General features: G+C 68.9%; 12 protein-coding genes. 4 read left to right on the top strand and 8 right to left on the bottom strand.

Features of this window, described 5'->3' with window-relative positions; translation table 11 throughout:
- Window positions 1-64 precede the first annotated feature (64 nt).
- From KBX71_RS13425 to KBX71_RS13415, 3 genes are all read right to left on the bottom strand, one after another.
- The gene (locus KBX71_RS13425) at window positions 65-595 is read right to left on the bottom strand and encodes a DUF2690 domain-containing protein (RefSeq protein ID WP_210818236.1); all 531 of its coding nucleotides are present in this window, start codon (window positions 593-595) and stop codon (window positions 65-67) included.
- A 190-nt stretch (window positions 596-785) separates the two neighbouring features.
- Window positions 786-3,647, bottom strand: coding sequence for a transglycosylase domain-containing protein (locus tag KBX71_RS13420; protein ID WP_210818235.1), 2,862 nt, complete (start codon window positions 3,645-3,647; stop codon window positions 786-788).
- 197 nt (window positions 3,648-3,844) lie between these two features.
- Complete coding sequence (locus KBX71_RS13415) at window positions 3,845-4,294, bottom strand: DUF5318 domain-containing protein (RefSeq protein WP_196920347.1); 450 nt, start codon at window positions 4,292-4,294, stop codon at window positions 3,845-3,847.
- 175 nt (window positions 4,295-4,469) lie between these two features.
- Here KBX71_RS13415 and KBX71_RS13410 point away from each other — a divergent pair, with 175 nt between their 5' ends.
- Window positions 4,470-5,108: a PadR family transcriptional regulator gene (locus KBX71_RS13410; RefSeq protein ID WP_030331823.1), complete on the top strand. Its 639-nt coding sequence runs from the start codon at window positions 4,470-4,472 to the stop codon at window positions 5,106-5,108.
- Between the two features lie 23 nt (window positions 5,109-5,131).
- Window positions 5,132-6,211, top strand: a complete 1,080-nt coding sequence (locus tag KBX71_RS13405) for an inositol-3-phosphate synthase (RefSeq protein ID WP_124819940.1) — start codon at window positions 5,132-5,134, stop codon at window positions 6,209-6,211.
- A gap of 62 nt (window positions 6,212-6,273) precedes the next feature.
- On the opposite strand, the gene KBX71_RS13400 is transcribed toward KBX71_RS13405, so the two are convergent.
- The 3 genes from KBX71_RS13400 to KBX71_RS13390 form a co-directional block, all read right to left on the bottom strand.
- The gene (locus KBX71_RS13400) at window positions 6,274-6,660 is read right to left on the bottom strand and encodes a hypothetical protein (RefSeq protein WP_210818234.1); all 387 of its coding nucleotides are present in this window, start codon (window positions 6,658-6,660) and stop codon (window positions 6,274-6,276) included.
- A complete protein-coding gene (locus KBX71_RS13395; protein ID WP_088987059.1) occupies window positions 6,657-6,863 on the bottom strand; it encodes a ribbon-helix-helix protein, CopG family in 207 nt (68 codons plus the stop codon). The genes KBX71_RS13400 and KBX71_RS13395 overlap by 4 nt, the downstream gene beginning before the upstream one ends.
- Window positions 6,864-7,072: 209 nt before the next feature.
- Window positions 7,073-7,552, bottom strand: a complete 480-nt coding sequence (locus KBX71_RS13390; RefSeq protein WP_210818233.1) for a methylated-DNA--[protein]-cysteine S-methyltransferase — start codon at window positions 7,550-7,552, stop codon at window positions 7,073-7,075.
- An 87-nt stretch (window positions 7,553-7,639) separates the two neighbouring features.
- On the opposite strand from KBX71_RS13390, the gene KBX71_RS13385 reads away from it, so the two are divergent.
- The gene (locus KBX71_RS13385; protein ID WP_307788221.1) at window positions 7,640-8,152 is read left to right on the top strand and encodes a hypothetical protein; all 513 of its coding nucleotides are present in this window, start codon (window positions 7,640-7,642) and stop codon (window positions 8,150-8,152) included.
- A 28-nt stretch (window positions 8,153-8,180) separates the two neighbouring features.
- Window positions 8,181-9,704, top strand: a complete 1,524-nt coding sequence (locus KBX71_RS13380; protein ID WP_247683404.1) for a flotillin family protein — start codon at window positions 8,181-8,183, stop codon at window positions 9,702-9,704.
- Between the two features lie 87 nt (window positions 9,705-9,791).
- Here KBX71_RS13380 and KBX71_RS13375 read toward each other — a convergent pair whose 3' ends face one another.
- Both KBX71_RS13375 and KBX71_RS13370 read right to left on the bottom strand, forming a co-directional pair.
- Entirely contained in the window at window positions 9,792-11,801 is a 2,010-nt protein-coding gene (locus KBX71_RS13375) for a S8 family serine peptidase (protein WP_307847057.1), read from the bottom strand.
- Between the two features lie 228 nt (window positions 11,802-12,029).
- A complete protein-coding gene (locus KBX71_RS13370) occupies window positions 12,030-13,490 on the bottom strand; it encodes a CCA tRNA nucleotidyltransferase (protein ID WP_210818230.1) in 1,461 nt (486 codons plus the stop codon).
- Between the last annotated feature and the right edge of the window lie 19 nt (window positions 13,491-13,509).

Below are 13,509 nucleotides of genomic sequence, written 5' to 3'. Positions count from 1 at the left end.
CCGTTCGGCGACGGAGCGGGCACGCCAACCGGCGCGCCCGCTCACAATCTCCACACCGTCAGACTCACCACCAGCCGGTGCAGGTCCACCCCTCGCCCGGGCCCGTCGGATCGAAGCATGCCTGCGCTTCTAGCCCCGCGTCGTTGACCATATTGGTGTATCCGTCCGGTCCGTACGCGCTCATCGACGTCCGGTAGTTGCCATTCGTATAGCGGCTGACCACCTTGAACACGACGTCGCTGGCGGCGGTCTTGGCCCACGCCGTGCGGCACCGCGGGCTGTAGCGCAGCTCGACGCTACCGCTTGAATTCTTCACGCCGTAGATGGTTTGCGCGTCGTCCGAGCACTTGTAGTAGCTGTTGCCGTTGTAGTAGATCTTGAAGTAGGGATCTTTTCCGTCGCACGAGGAGCCGCAGCCACTCGCGGCGAGGGTCCGCGCGTCGATCCGGATGCCCTCCCCTGCTGCGACCACCGCATCAACGTCGGCGGTACTGGCGGCCCCGGGCGGCGCGGCCTGGGCCGGGACGGGCCCCGCAAGAATGCTCAGAGCAAGGGCACCGAGGGTGAGGCCAGAGGTGAGGAGCAGTCGCTTCACGTCTTCTTCTCCTAAGAGGCGGAACGGATAGCGGCAGCTTGACAACAGCCATCATCACCACGCCACCGACAACTCATCGGCGCCAAACCAGTTGGAGACGCCGCCGCGGCGGCTCGCCCGGGGTACGAAAACGCCGCCGCCGGCCGGGACAGGTTGTCCGGCCGGCGGCGGCGTCGTGTGCTGGTCTGGGTCAGTCCCGGTTGGGTGGCAGGCTGGGCAGCAGCCCGCCGCCGCCACCACCGTTTCCGCCGCCGCCGGGATTGCCACCGGGATTGCCGCCAGGGTTACCGCCGGGATTGCCCCCAGGGTTGCCGCCCCCGTTGTTGCCCCCGTTGTTGCAGAACAAGTCGATCAGCGGGTTACAGAGGGGGCCCTGGCCGGGCTGACCGCCCGGGTTGGTCGGTGGTGGTGGCGGCGCCGGCTCTTTGCCGTTGCCCTTCGTGACGTCACCCTCGCCGGTGATGCTGGGCAGGGAGATCTCCTCCTGGCCCTTGAGGGCGGTGTTCATGTACTTCTCCCAGATCGGGCCGGGGAGCGTCGAACCGCCGATGTCCTTACCGCTGGCGAGCTTGATCTGCGGCTTACTCGGGTCCCGGCTGCCCACCCACACCGCAGTGGCGATCTGCGGGGTATAGCCGACCGTCCAGGCGTGCGCGTTGTCCTTGCTGTTGTACTCCCAGGTGCCGGTCTTGGCGGCGGCCTGGCGGCCGTCTTCCAGGGAGATGTTGTTGGGGCGGGGGATCTGCTTCAGGACGCCGGTGACCTCGTCGGTGACCTTCTTGGGGATCCGCTGCTCCGGCTTGATGCGCTCGCTGCCGACCACCTTCCACTTGCCGCTGTCCTTGTCCTGCTGCTCGATCTTGATGACGAAGTGCGCCTTGATGTACTTGCCGTCGTTGGCGAACGTGGCCATGCCGTTTGCGTGGTCGAACACCGTCAACGGGTACTTCCCGAAACCCGTGTAGTTGTCGAACGGGTTCGGCCCCTTCTTCGACAGGTCGAAGGCCTTCGGCGGGTTGACGTCCCACATGGTCGTCACGCCCGCCTTCTGGGCCATGTCGACGACCTTCTCGGCACCGATCGTGTCGGTAACCCAGTAGAAGGGCACGTTGTACGACTGGACCGTCGACTCTTCGAGGGTGCAGTACTTGCCGCACTTGAGGTTGGTGCGGTTGGCGTTGCCGATCGGGTCCTTGGAGCCTTCGGGCTTGTACGGCGTGGGGTCCCAGTGCGACTTGACGGAGATGCCCGCCTCGATCGCGGCCGCCAAGGTGTACACCTTCATCGACGAGCCCGGCGGATGGCCACCCGTCAGGTCGCCATTCTTGTCGATGTTCTTGCCGGCGTAGTCGAAGTCGGCACCGCTGTCACCGCCGTAGTAGGCAAGCACACGACCCTTCTTCGGATCGATCGATACCACTGCCGCCATCAGGTTCTTCGGCTGGTCGTTGAGCTCCGAACCCTTCTTCGACTGCATTGCGGTGTTCTCCGCGGCGGCCTGGAGCTTCGGGTCGAGGGTGGTGGTGATCCGGTAGCCGCCATCCCGCAGCGCGTCGACGCAGCTCGTCTTGCCCTCCGCGCCGGTGTCGGAGCAGAGGCCCATCTCGTCCATCTCTTGCCGGACGTAGTTGATGACGTTGCCGCGCGGGCTGTCGACGCCGAAGCCGACGCCGTCCTTCTTCGGCGGCAGCACCTTCGGGTACTCGGTGGGCGACGCGGGGTGGTTGGGGGAGTCCAGCCAGCCCTCCTTCTTCATGCCGCCGATCACGTAGTCCCATCGCGACCTGGCATCGGTCGGGTTGACCGCCGGGTCGAACCCCTGGTGGGTGTCGCTCGCCACCGGCTGCTTGATCAGCGCGGCCAGAACCGCACCCTGCGCGACGGTGAGCTTGTTTGCCGGCACGGCGAAGTAGGTCTGCGCCGCCGCCTCGATGCCGTACGCGCCGCGACCGAAGTAGATGACGTTCAGGTAGTGCTGCATGATCGTCGGCTTGTCGTACTTGTCGTTCAGCTTGGAGGCGAGGATCGCCTCCTTCACCTTCCGGCCGTACGTGTCGTCCTTGAGGTTCTCGAACGCGTTGCGGGCGTACTGCTGGGTGATCGTCGAGGCACCCTGCTTGTCGCCGTTGGAGACGTTGTTCCATGCGGCCCGGACGATGCCCTTGTAGTCGACGCCGGAGTGCCGGTAGAAGTTCCGGTCCTCCGCTGCGGCGACCGCGTCCTGCACGTGCTGCGGGATCTGCTGGATGGTCACGAAGGTGCGGTTCTCGCTGCCCAGCTTGGCGAGCTGCGTCTTGCCGTCCTTGGCGTACACCGTGGTGGACAGCGGCAGCGGCATCTCGTTCGGCATGACCACGTTTGTCGAGTAGTAGGTGAACCCGACCACGCCGATGCCGGCGAGCATGATGAAGACGGCGAACCCGGCGATCAGCAGGTTCATCCGCTTGCGCTTCTTGGCCCGCGCCGCGCCCGAGTCACCCGGACCACGGCCGCCCCGACCGGGACCGCCCGGCCCACCCGGCCCGTTGGGCCCACCGGGGCCGCCCGGCCCACCGGAGACCGGTGAGACGCTCGCCCGGGCGACCGCCGCGCGGCCACCGACCGATGCGGAGCCGACGCTGGCCCGGCCGGCCGAGGCGGTGCCGACAGTGGCCCGACCCGCCGGCGCGCCCGGCGCCGGGGAGACGGGCACCGAGGCCCGGCCGGCGCCGGCGCGGCCAGCGGCCACGCCCGGTGCCGGCGACACCGGCACCGAGGCTCGACCGGCCCGGCCGGCCGCTGCCGAACCCACCGAGGCGGACCCGGCGGCCGCACCACTGCGCGGCGGAACCGAGGCGGAGCCGCCGACCGTGGCACGACCACCGGCGGCCCGCGGCGTCACCGAGGCGCGGCCCGGGGTTGCCGCGCCGCCCTCCGAGGCTGACCAGCCGCTCCCGCCGGAGCCACCGCCGGGTCGGCGGTACGCGTCGTCCGCGCCCGGTCCGGGGTCACCGTCTGGACCCGAGTACTGGGTCCGTCCGCGCGCAGAACTGGGATCGCCGTACGAGTTCATTCCTCACACCCTGCCGGTCGCGGTGGGGCGCAGCTGCGCCGCCACCGGGTTGCCGTGAGTTGCTTCACCCGGCGCGCCGGCACGGGGGTGCCAGCCGACCGGGGTCATTGCCGTATCAATCGGGCCAATCGGACCAACAAGCGGTCGACCGTCCCGGGTTTTGCCTGCGGCCCCGGGGCCGGTACAACCAGCTGAGATCACCGTTGCGCCTCTCGCCTCCGCCGGCCGGTGCCTTCGGCGCCCGCCGCGTCCTGTTCGCTTGTGCCGTCGCTGTCGCCGGTCAGCCCGTCCCGGCCGAGCAGGTACTGCTCGACGAGATGGTTCCAGTCACAACCGAGGCACACCTCCACCACGAAGACCTGGAACTCACGCAGTGTCATCGCCAGCACGGGCAACTCGGTAAGTGTCCGGGCCTGCCCGGCGGACTGCTTGAGTTCGTCACCGTAAATGTAGTGGACGAGGGTCAGGTTTTCGCTCCGGCAGATCGGGCAGCGCCGGTCGGTCGGCTCGCCGTGGAACCGAGCGGCGTTCTTCAGGTACGGCGACGCGTCGCAGACGTCGTACGTGCCGACTCGGCCGGCCAGGAGCTCACGCAGCACTGCTCGCTTCTGAAGCGAGTAGTCGACGACCTGGCGCTGCGTACGCATGCGGAGAAGGGTACGCGGTCCGGCCCGAGCAGGCGACCACGCTCACAATCCGTGACGACAGCATCTCGGAATGGGGGTTTGCCCTGGCCCGCGTGAGCCGCTAACGTGCGATGTATCGGTCCGATACATCGCGGCGGTTACCACTCCACGCCGGAGGGTAAAGAGAGGGTGGCCAGTGCTTGAGTTCGCCATCCTCGGCCTCCTGCAGGAGTCTCCGATGCACGGCTATGAGCTGCGCAAGGAGCTGACCGCCAAACTCGGCGCGATCCGGGCGGCGATCAGCTACGGCTCGCTCTATCCCACGCTACGCAGGCTCCAGGCGGCGGGATGGATCACCGAAGCTGCTGAGACACCCGCCACTGCCGAGGAGGTTCCCGCGCTGACCAGCCGACGAGGTCGGGTGGTGTACAAAATCACCGCGGAAGGCAAGGAACGCTTCGCCCAGCTGATCGCACAGGCCGGGCCCGAGACGTACGACGACACGGGCTTCGGGGTGCACTTCGCGTTCTTCGCCCGGACCGACCAGGCGACCCGACTGCGCATTCTGGAGGGTCGCCGCCGCAAGATCGAGGAGCGTCGCGAAGGGCTTCGTGACGTGCTGGGCCGGGCGGCCGAGCGCCTCGACGCTTACACGCTGGAACTGCAGCGCCACGGCCTTGATGCCTGTGAGCGCGAGGTCCGCTGGCTGGAGGAGCTCATCGCCAACGAGCGCTCCGGCCGAGCCCCGACGGTCCCGAACATCGGGACAGCCGGCGGCCGACGAGAAGACAACAGCCCGCCTCCGCCTGGAGAGACCAGGAATGAGCGGCCGTGACAGAAAAGAAGGAGGCAGACGCTATGGGCTCCGTCCGCGTCGCCATCGTCGGTGTGGGTAACTGCGCCTCGTCCCTGGTTCAGGGCGTCGAGTACTACCGGAACGCCAACCCGAACGACCGCGTCCCGGGTCTCATGCACGTCGCCTTCGGCGACTACCACGTCAACGCCGTGGAGTTCGTCGCGGCATTCGACGTGGACGCCAAGAAGGTGGGCATGGACCTCGCGGAGGCGATCGTCGCCAGCGAGAACAACACCATCAAGCTCTGCGACGTGCCGCCGACCGGCGTCAGCGTGCAGCGCGGTCCGACCTTCGACGGTCTGGGCCAGTACTACCGCGAGATCGTCGAGGAGTCGGACGCCACCCCGGTCGACGTGACGCAGGCGCTGCGCGACGCGCAGGTCGACGTCGTCGTCTGCTACCTGCCGGTCGGCTCCGAGCAGGCCGCCAAGTTCTACGCCCAGGCGGCCATCGACGCCGGCTGCGCGTTCGTCAACGCCCTGCCGGTCTTCATCGCCTCCGACCCCGAGTGGGCCAAGAAGTTCGAGGACGCGGGCCTGCCGATCGTCGGTGACGACATCAAGAGCCAGGTCGGCGCCACCATCGTGCACCGCGCCCTCGCGAAGCTCTTCGAGGACCGCGGCGTCGAGCTGCTGCGCACGTACCAGCTCAACTTCGGCGGCAACATGGACTTCATGAACATGCTGGAGCGCAAGCGCCTGGTCTCGAAGAAGATCTCGAAGACCCAGTCGGTCACCTCGCAGATCCCGCACGAGATGAGCAAGAGCGACGTGCACATCGGCCCGTCGGACCACGTGCCGTGGCTGGACGACCGCAAGTGGGCGTACATCCGCCTGGAGGGCCGCTCGTTCGGTGACACCCCGCTCAACGCCGAGCTCAAGCTCGAGGTGTGGGACTCTCCGAACTCGGCCGGCGTCATCATCGACGCGGTCCGGGCCGCGAAGATCGCCCTGGACCGGAAGATCGGCGGCCCGATCCTGTCGGCCTCGTCGTACTTCATGAAGTCCCCGCCGGTGCAGTACGCCGACCACGACGCCCACCAGGCCGTCGAGGAGTTCATCGCCGGTGAGGTCACGCGCTGACGCGCTGAGTCACCAAGCTTGCCGAAGGGCCGGGTCCGCATGGACCCGGCCCTTCGCCGCGTTCAGCTCGACATCTCCAGGTACGGCGACAGCCGCAACGCCAACTCGTCGACCGAATCGACTTCACCACTGGCCAACGCGTCGGTGAGCGCCATCCGCTCCTTGGCCGGCATGTGTAGCGCCACCCCGCAACGGATCAGGAAGATCCGCATCGCCGCCCAGGCGAGGCCCGCGTTCCACATATCGAGTGGCCGCCAAATCATCAAGCCGTGCATCAACGCCGCCGCCCTGTCCAGCACGGTGGGGTAGACGGCACGTCCCGGGATCCGGGCGTGCGGGCGGGCCGCCGCAGCGACGAGGATGCCGCCGTCCCTGACGCGACCGTGCTGACCTGTGTGTTCGGATAAGAGGATCAACAGGTCCTCCGGCTCGGGCCACGGTTGAGTCACCGATCCCCCAACATCTCGAAGAATTCGGCGTCTTCCTCCAGGACCCGTCGGGCGGCCTGGCGGGTCCACTCGTTGCGCTCCTGACGCTCGAGGTATTCCTGGATCGCCACCTCGACGGTCTTGTGCATCGAACGGTGTTCCGCCTCGGCCAGCTCCCGAAGGCGCTGCTCGACCTCGGGCTTGAGCGTCAGAGTGAAGGCCATACCGTTTTTGTATAGCTCTTCCGGGGGTACGTCAACCAGGCTCGGCATTCGCTCTTTCCTCCAACTCGGCCGCCAGCACGTTCGCGTCTCGACCAACGCCGGTGCGCAGACCCAGGTACGGAGGCACATGCCTCGAAATGTGTAGCGATTATCACGTGTTCATCTCCGGCGAGCCGGCCTAGGCCAGGCGTGACGGCAATGATGGCTGGTCAGGACCAGGCGTGCCGCAGGGCGACCCCGGCCTCCAACTCCAGCAGCTTGACCTTGCGGGGCAGGCCCCCACCGAAGCCGACCAGCTTGCCGCCCGCGCCGACGATCCGGTGACACGGCACGATCACCGGGACCGGGTTGCGGTTGCAGGCCACACCCACCGCCCGCGCCGCTCCGGGATCGCCGACCAGGCGCGCCACCTCGCCGTACGTCAGCGTCTCCCCGTACGGGATCCGCGTCATCTCCCGCCACACGGCGCGCTCGAAGTCGGAGCCCCGGGGCATCGACACCGGGGCGCCGAACGCGGTCAGCTCACCGGCGAAGTACGCCCGCAGCTCGGTCACCGCCTGCCGGGACAGCGCGTCGCCGGGCTCGTCGACAGCTGCGTCGACTCGACCGAAGGCGGCGCCGCACACGCTCGTGCCGTCGGTGGCGACGGAGAACTCACCGATGGGCGAGTCGAGCACGGTCCAGCGCATCCACCCATTCTCCCTCTCTGTTGCGGACTCGTTCGCCGGCCCGGCTACCAGCGTTCGTCGTTGCGCGGCGTCGATACCGTCAAGGTCGTGGCAACGGGGACGCTCATCTTTCTGATCATCGGCGGAGCGGGCATCGGCGTGCTCGCGCTCGCCCTGCTCGGCACCGAGCTGTTCCAGTTCGGGCACGCCGACGTGGACGGGCCGATCTCGGTCGAGACGGTCGCCGGCTTCGCCGGGGCGTTCGGGTTCGGCGCGGCCATCGTCAACGAACTACTCGGTGCGCGTACACCCGGTTTGGTCGTCGGGGCGGTGGCCGGCGGCGTGCTCGCGGCCGTGCCCACCGGCTGGTTGGCCTCCCGGCTGAGCAGGGCGGCGCGGAACATGCGCACCGACCCCACCCCCACCCGTGACGACCTGGTCGGCGCGCTCGGCCTGGTCGTCACCCCGGTGCCGGCCAACGGGTACGGCGAGGTCCGCATTCGCCTCGCCGGCCAACCGGTCAAGCTCAGCGCCCGTGCGGACCAGCCGATCCCCCTCGGCGCCCAGGTCTTCGTCGTGCAGGCGCTCAGCGAGACCAGCGTGCAGGTAGAGACCTACTGATTTCCCCCTCGTAGACGGGACTCCTCATATGGCCCTACTCATCGCCATCGGTGGCGCAATCCTCCTCGCGCTCATCCTGGTGTTCTTCGTGCTCTCCCGGATCAAGGTGGCCGGCCCGAACGAGGCGTTCATCGTCACCGGACGCAAGGGCCGCACCACGCAGACCGCCGACGGTGGGCGGTCCACCGACAACTCCGGGCAGAAGGTCGTGCTTGGCGCCTCGGTGTTCGTCCTGCCGGTGGTGCAGAAGCTCCAGTCGCTCGACCTGTCCAGCCGGCGGATCGACGTCGGCATCCGGGGCGCCGTGAGCAAGCAGGGCATCCGCGCCGACCTGCACGGCGTGGCGATCGTCAAGGTCGGCGGCACCGAGGACGCGATCCGGGCCGCCGCACAACGGTTCCTGCACCAGCAGGACGAGATCGACAACTTCACCCGGGAGGTGTTGGCTGGCGCGCTGCGCTCGATCGTCGGCCGGCTCACCGTCGAGGAGGTCATCCGGGACCGGGCGGCATTCGCCAGCGCGGTCGCCGAGGAGGCCGAACACTCGATGACCAACCAGGGTCTGGTGCTGGACACCTTCCAGCTCCAGGACATCCTCGCCGAAGGCTCCTACCTTCAGGACCTTGGCCGACCCGAGGCCGCCCGGGTGCTCAAGGACGCGGCGATCGCCGAGGCGCGGGCCCGGCAGCAGGCCGAGCAGGAGCGGCTGCTCGCCGAGGAGGCCATCGCCGAGGCGAACCGCAACCTGGCCCTGAAGCAGGCCGGCATCCAGGCCGAGATCGACGCGGCGAAGGCGAAGTCCGCGGCGGCCGGACCGCTCGCCCAGGCCGAGCGGGACCAGGCGATCCTCTCCGAGCAGCAGAAGGTCGCCGAGCGCAACGCGGAACTCAAGCAACGCCAACTCGACACCGAGGTTCGCAAGCCGGCCGACGCGGCCCGGTACAAGGTGGAGCAGGAGGCCGAGGCGGCCCGCGCCGCGGCGGTGCTGCACGCGGACGCACAGCGCCAGTCCGTCATCGCCGCCGCGCAGGCGTCCGCCGAGCAGGCCCGCCTCACCGGTGAGGGCGAGCGGGCCCGACGGGCCGCGCTCGCCGAGGCCAACGCCATCGAGGGTGCCAAGGAGGGTGAGGCCGAGCAGCGGCGACGCTCCGCCATCGCCGAGGCCGTGGAGCGGGAAGGCCAGGCCGAGGCCGCGGCCATCCTCGCCAAGGGTGAGGCCGAGGCCGACGCGATGGCGCGCAAGGCCGAGGCGTTCGCCGCGTACGGAGAGGCGGCCGTGCTGGACCTGCTGGTCAAGGTGCTGCCGCAGGTCGTCGAGGCGGCCAGCGCGCCGATCGGAGCGATCGACAAGATGACGGTCATCTCCACCGACGGCGCGTCGTCGTTGACGAAGTCGGTCGCCGGCAACGTGGCGCAGGGCCTCCAACTCGGCAGCGACCTCACCGGGATCGACCTGCCCGGCCTGCTGGCGCGACTCGCCGCCGGCCGGACCGACGCCGCCACGCCGGCGAGCAGCGCCAACACGGTCGACGGAAACGCCGTCGCGCACTGATCTGACGAAGGACGCGTAACGAGCGGCGCCCGCCGGCACCTTTCCCGAAGGAGAGGTGCCGGCGGGCGCCGGGGGTTGCGAACCGGGTCAGGCGGGGTCGACGACGAACTGCTCGCCGACGCCGAGGCCCAGGGTCTCGCTCGCCCAGTCGATCGTCCGGTTGGGGATCAGCTGAGCAAGGCCCTGACTGCCAGCACTGACCGCCTGCCCGTCAACGTAGGCGCGCAGGTAGATCGATCCGTTGGCGTTGTAGTCGAGGAAGTCGAAGACCTCCCAGGTGCCGATCGACGGACCGCTGGCCCGCATCGGCGAACTGCCGGCGCCCTCCGCCGAGACGTACTTGCCGTTGACAAGCGCGCGGAAGCCGACGAACCCGTCCTCCAGGTTGACGACCTCGAACTTCTCCCACGTGCTGACCGAGGTGGCAATCGGGGACAGCGGGTCCCTGCCGGCACCGTTCGCGGAGACGTACTTACCACTCGCCACCGACTTGATGCTGACCACCGGTGCCGGTGCATCGGCGGAGAACTTCTCCCAGGTGCTGATCGACGCCGCGCTCGCGGTCAACGCCGCACCGCTGCTCGGTGCCGAGACGTACTTGCCGTTGACCTTCGCCTTGAGGCTCACCGAGCCATCGGTGTTGTTGATCAGCTGGAACTGCTCCCAGGTGCTGACCGACGGGCCCTCGGCCACCAAAGGCTTGGTACCCGCGGCGGTGGCGGAGACGTACTTGCCGTTGACCTTGGCGCGAAGCGCGACCAGGCCGCTGCCGGCGTCGACGATGTCGTACTTCTCCCAGCCCCCGAGGGCCGGGCCGACGGCGGCCAGGGGCTTGCTGCCCGCGCCGTCGGCAGAGACGTACTTGCCGTTGGAGCGAGCCCGCAGGCCGTGCGAAGCGCGCGCCGGGGAGGTGCTGCGGACGTTGAGCAGCCGATCGGTCGACCCGGCCGGGTCGTGCACCGCGCCGGCGATACCGCTGGTGACGATCTGGTCGCGGACCTGCTGCGGCGTCCACTTCGGGTTGGTCTGGAGCAGCAGCGCCGCGGCACCCGCCACGTGCGGCGAGGCCATCGACGTGCCGCTGATCGACAGCGTGCCGTTGCTGGTGCCGGCAGCAGCGGAGACGATGCTCACGCCAGGAGCGAAGGTGTCGACGCAGCTGCCGTAGTTCGAGAACCAGGCCCGGAAGTCGATCTTGTCGGTGGCGCCCACGGTGATCGCGGCCGGCACACTGGCCGGCGAGACGTCACAGGCGTTCTGCATGCTGTTGCCCGAGGCCACGGCGTAGGTGATACCGGTGCCGATCGACCGGTTGATCGCGTCGTTGACGGCCTGGTTGTTGCCTCCGAACCCGAGGCTCATGTTGGCCACGGCGGGCTTCACCGCGTTGGCCGTGACCCAGTCGATGCCCGAGAGGACCTGCTCGGTGGTGCCGCTGCCCGCGCAGTCCAGGACACGGACGGCGACGAGCTGGACGGCCTTCGCCACGCCGAAGGTGGTGCCGCCCACGGTGCCGGCGACGTGCGTGCCGTGCCCGTCGCAGTCCTGGGCGACCTCATCCTGGTCGACAGCGTCCCACCCGTATCGAGCTCGCCCACCGAAGTCGGTGTGCGCGATGTCGATGCCAGTGTCCACGACGTAGGCGGTGACACCACTGCCGGTCGTCGGGTACGTGTAGCTGTTGTCGCGCTTCGGACCGCTCTGGTCGATACGGTCGAGGCCCCAGGACGGGGGGTTGGTCTGGGTGCCGGTGGCCGAGGCGACCTGGACCTGCTCCACGTAGGACACGGCCGGGTCGGCGGCCAGCCGCTCGGCCTGCCGCCGGTTCATGGCCGCCGAGTATCCGTTCAGGGCGCTGCTGAAGACCCGACGAACGGTGCCCCCGTTGGCCGCCGCGAGCGCGGATGCCTTTGCCTTGACCTCTTTGGGACTGGCCTTCTTGTCCTTCAGGACAACGATGTACCGGTCAGGCACTGTTTGCTGGATGCTGGCGCCGCGCACCTCCGGTCGCTGAGTGGAGGGCCGGTCAGCCGGTGCGGCAACAGCGGTGCCGGCGCTGACGATGACGGTCGCGGAGGCGAGAGCGAGGCTCGCCACCGCCGAGCGGCGTATAACGCCACGACGATTCACTTGATGATCTCCCCGTTGGTCGTCGCCCGTCCGACCCGAATGTCGGGCGGGCGGAAATTCGGCGGCGATGGTGGTCACCGCATGCCGACGGACGTCTGGACATCATGGATGAATGTCGAAGCGGCTTACCTCAACCGTTCGGTCGATACGAGCCCGTCTCGTCGCCAGAATGACACACCGAGACGAAAGCGCCTGTCAATCGATGAGGCCCTCGGCACGCGCCCAACGCAGCAGCTCCGCCTCGGCGGCGTCCCGGTCCAGCGGGCCGTGCTCGAGGCGCTGCTCCTTGAGGTGCTTCCACGCCCGCCCGACCACTGGCCCCGGCGGCACGCCGAGCAGCTCCATGATCGCGTTGCCGTCCAGGTCGGGTCGAACCCGCGCCAGGTCCTCCTCGGCGGCGATCCGGGCGATCCGATCCTCCAGCGCGTCGTAGTCTGCCGCGAGCTGGGCCGCCTTGCGCCGGTTACGGGTGGTGCAGTCCGAGCGGGTCAGCTTGTGCAGTCGGGGCAGCAGGTCACCGGCATCGGCGACGTAGCGTCGCACCGCCGAGTCGGTCCACTCGCCCCGCCCGTACCCGTAGAAGCGCAGGTGCAACGCGACAAGCGCCGTCACCTTCGCGGTGACCTCCTTCGGGTACCGCATCGCCTTCATCCGGGCCTTGGTCAGGCGGGCGCCGACCACCTCGTGGTGGTGGAAGCTGACCCGACCGTCGGACCCGACCGCCTTCGTCGCCGGCTTGCCCACGTCGTGCAGGAGGGCAGCCATCCGCAGGATGAAGTCACAGCCCTCCTCCTCGTAGGAAACCGCGTTCTCGACGACCGTCAACGTGTGCTCGTAGACGTCCTTGTGCTGGGCGTGCTCGTCGATCTCCAGCTTCAGCCCGGTCAGCTCCGGTAGGAACCGCTCGGCCAGCCCGGTGTCGACCAGCAGCCGCAGCCCGGTGATCGGGTCCGCACCGCAGAGCAGCTTGGTGAACTCGTCGCGGATCCGCTCGGCGGTGATCCGGTCCAGGTCGGCGGCCATCTCGGTCATCGCCACGTGCACGTCCGGGTGCACGGCGAAACGCAGCTGGGCGGCGAACCGGGCGGCCCGCAACATCCGCAGCGGGTCGTCACCGAACGACTCACCAGGCGTGCTCGGGGTACGGATCACCTTGGCCGAGAGGTCGGCCAGCCCACCGTGCGGGTCGGTGAACCGGTGCTCCGGCAGGCTGACCGCCATCGCGTTGATCGTGAAGTCGCGCCGCTTCAGGTCCTCGTCGAGGCTGGTGCCGTACACCACCACCGGGTTGCGGGTGACCTGGTCGTACGACTCCGCGCGGAAGGTGGTGATCTCCAGCCGGAGACCGTCGCGCTGAGCGCCGATGGTGCCGAACTCGCGACCGGTCTCCCAGATCGACTCGGCCCAGCCCTTGATGATCCGCAGGGTCTCGTCGGGGTGCGCGTCGGTGCAGAAGTCGAGGTCGTCGCCGAGCCGACTGAGCAGGGCATCCCGCACCGAACCGCCCACCAGGTGCAACTCGTGACCGGCGCGGACGAAGCGGCGGCCCAACTCGTCGGCGACCGGGGACACCCGGAGCAATTCGGCGACGGCGTTGCGCTGCGCGGCGGTGAGTTCGCGGCGGTCGGCGGCGTGAGGAGCGGAGGCTTCGGACATGGGATCGCCAGCTTATCGG

Origin of the sequence: Micromonospora sp. D93, assembly GCF_018070365.1 — a bacterium.
Classification (GTDB): domain Bacteria; phylum Actinomycetota; class Actinomycetes; order Mycobacteriales; family Micromonosporaceae; genus Micromonospora; species Micromonospora ureilytica.
Note: the sequence above shows the minus strand (reverse complement) of the source record. Positions and strands in the feature narration are given on the sequence as shown.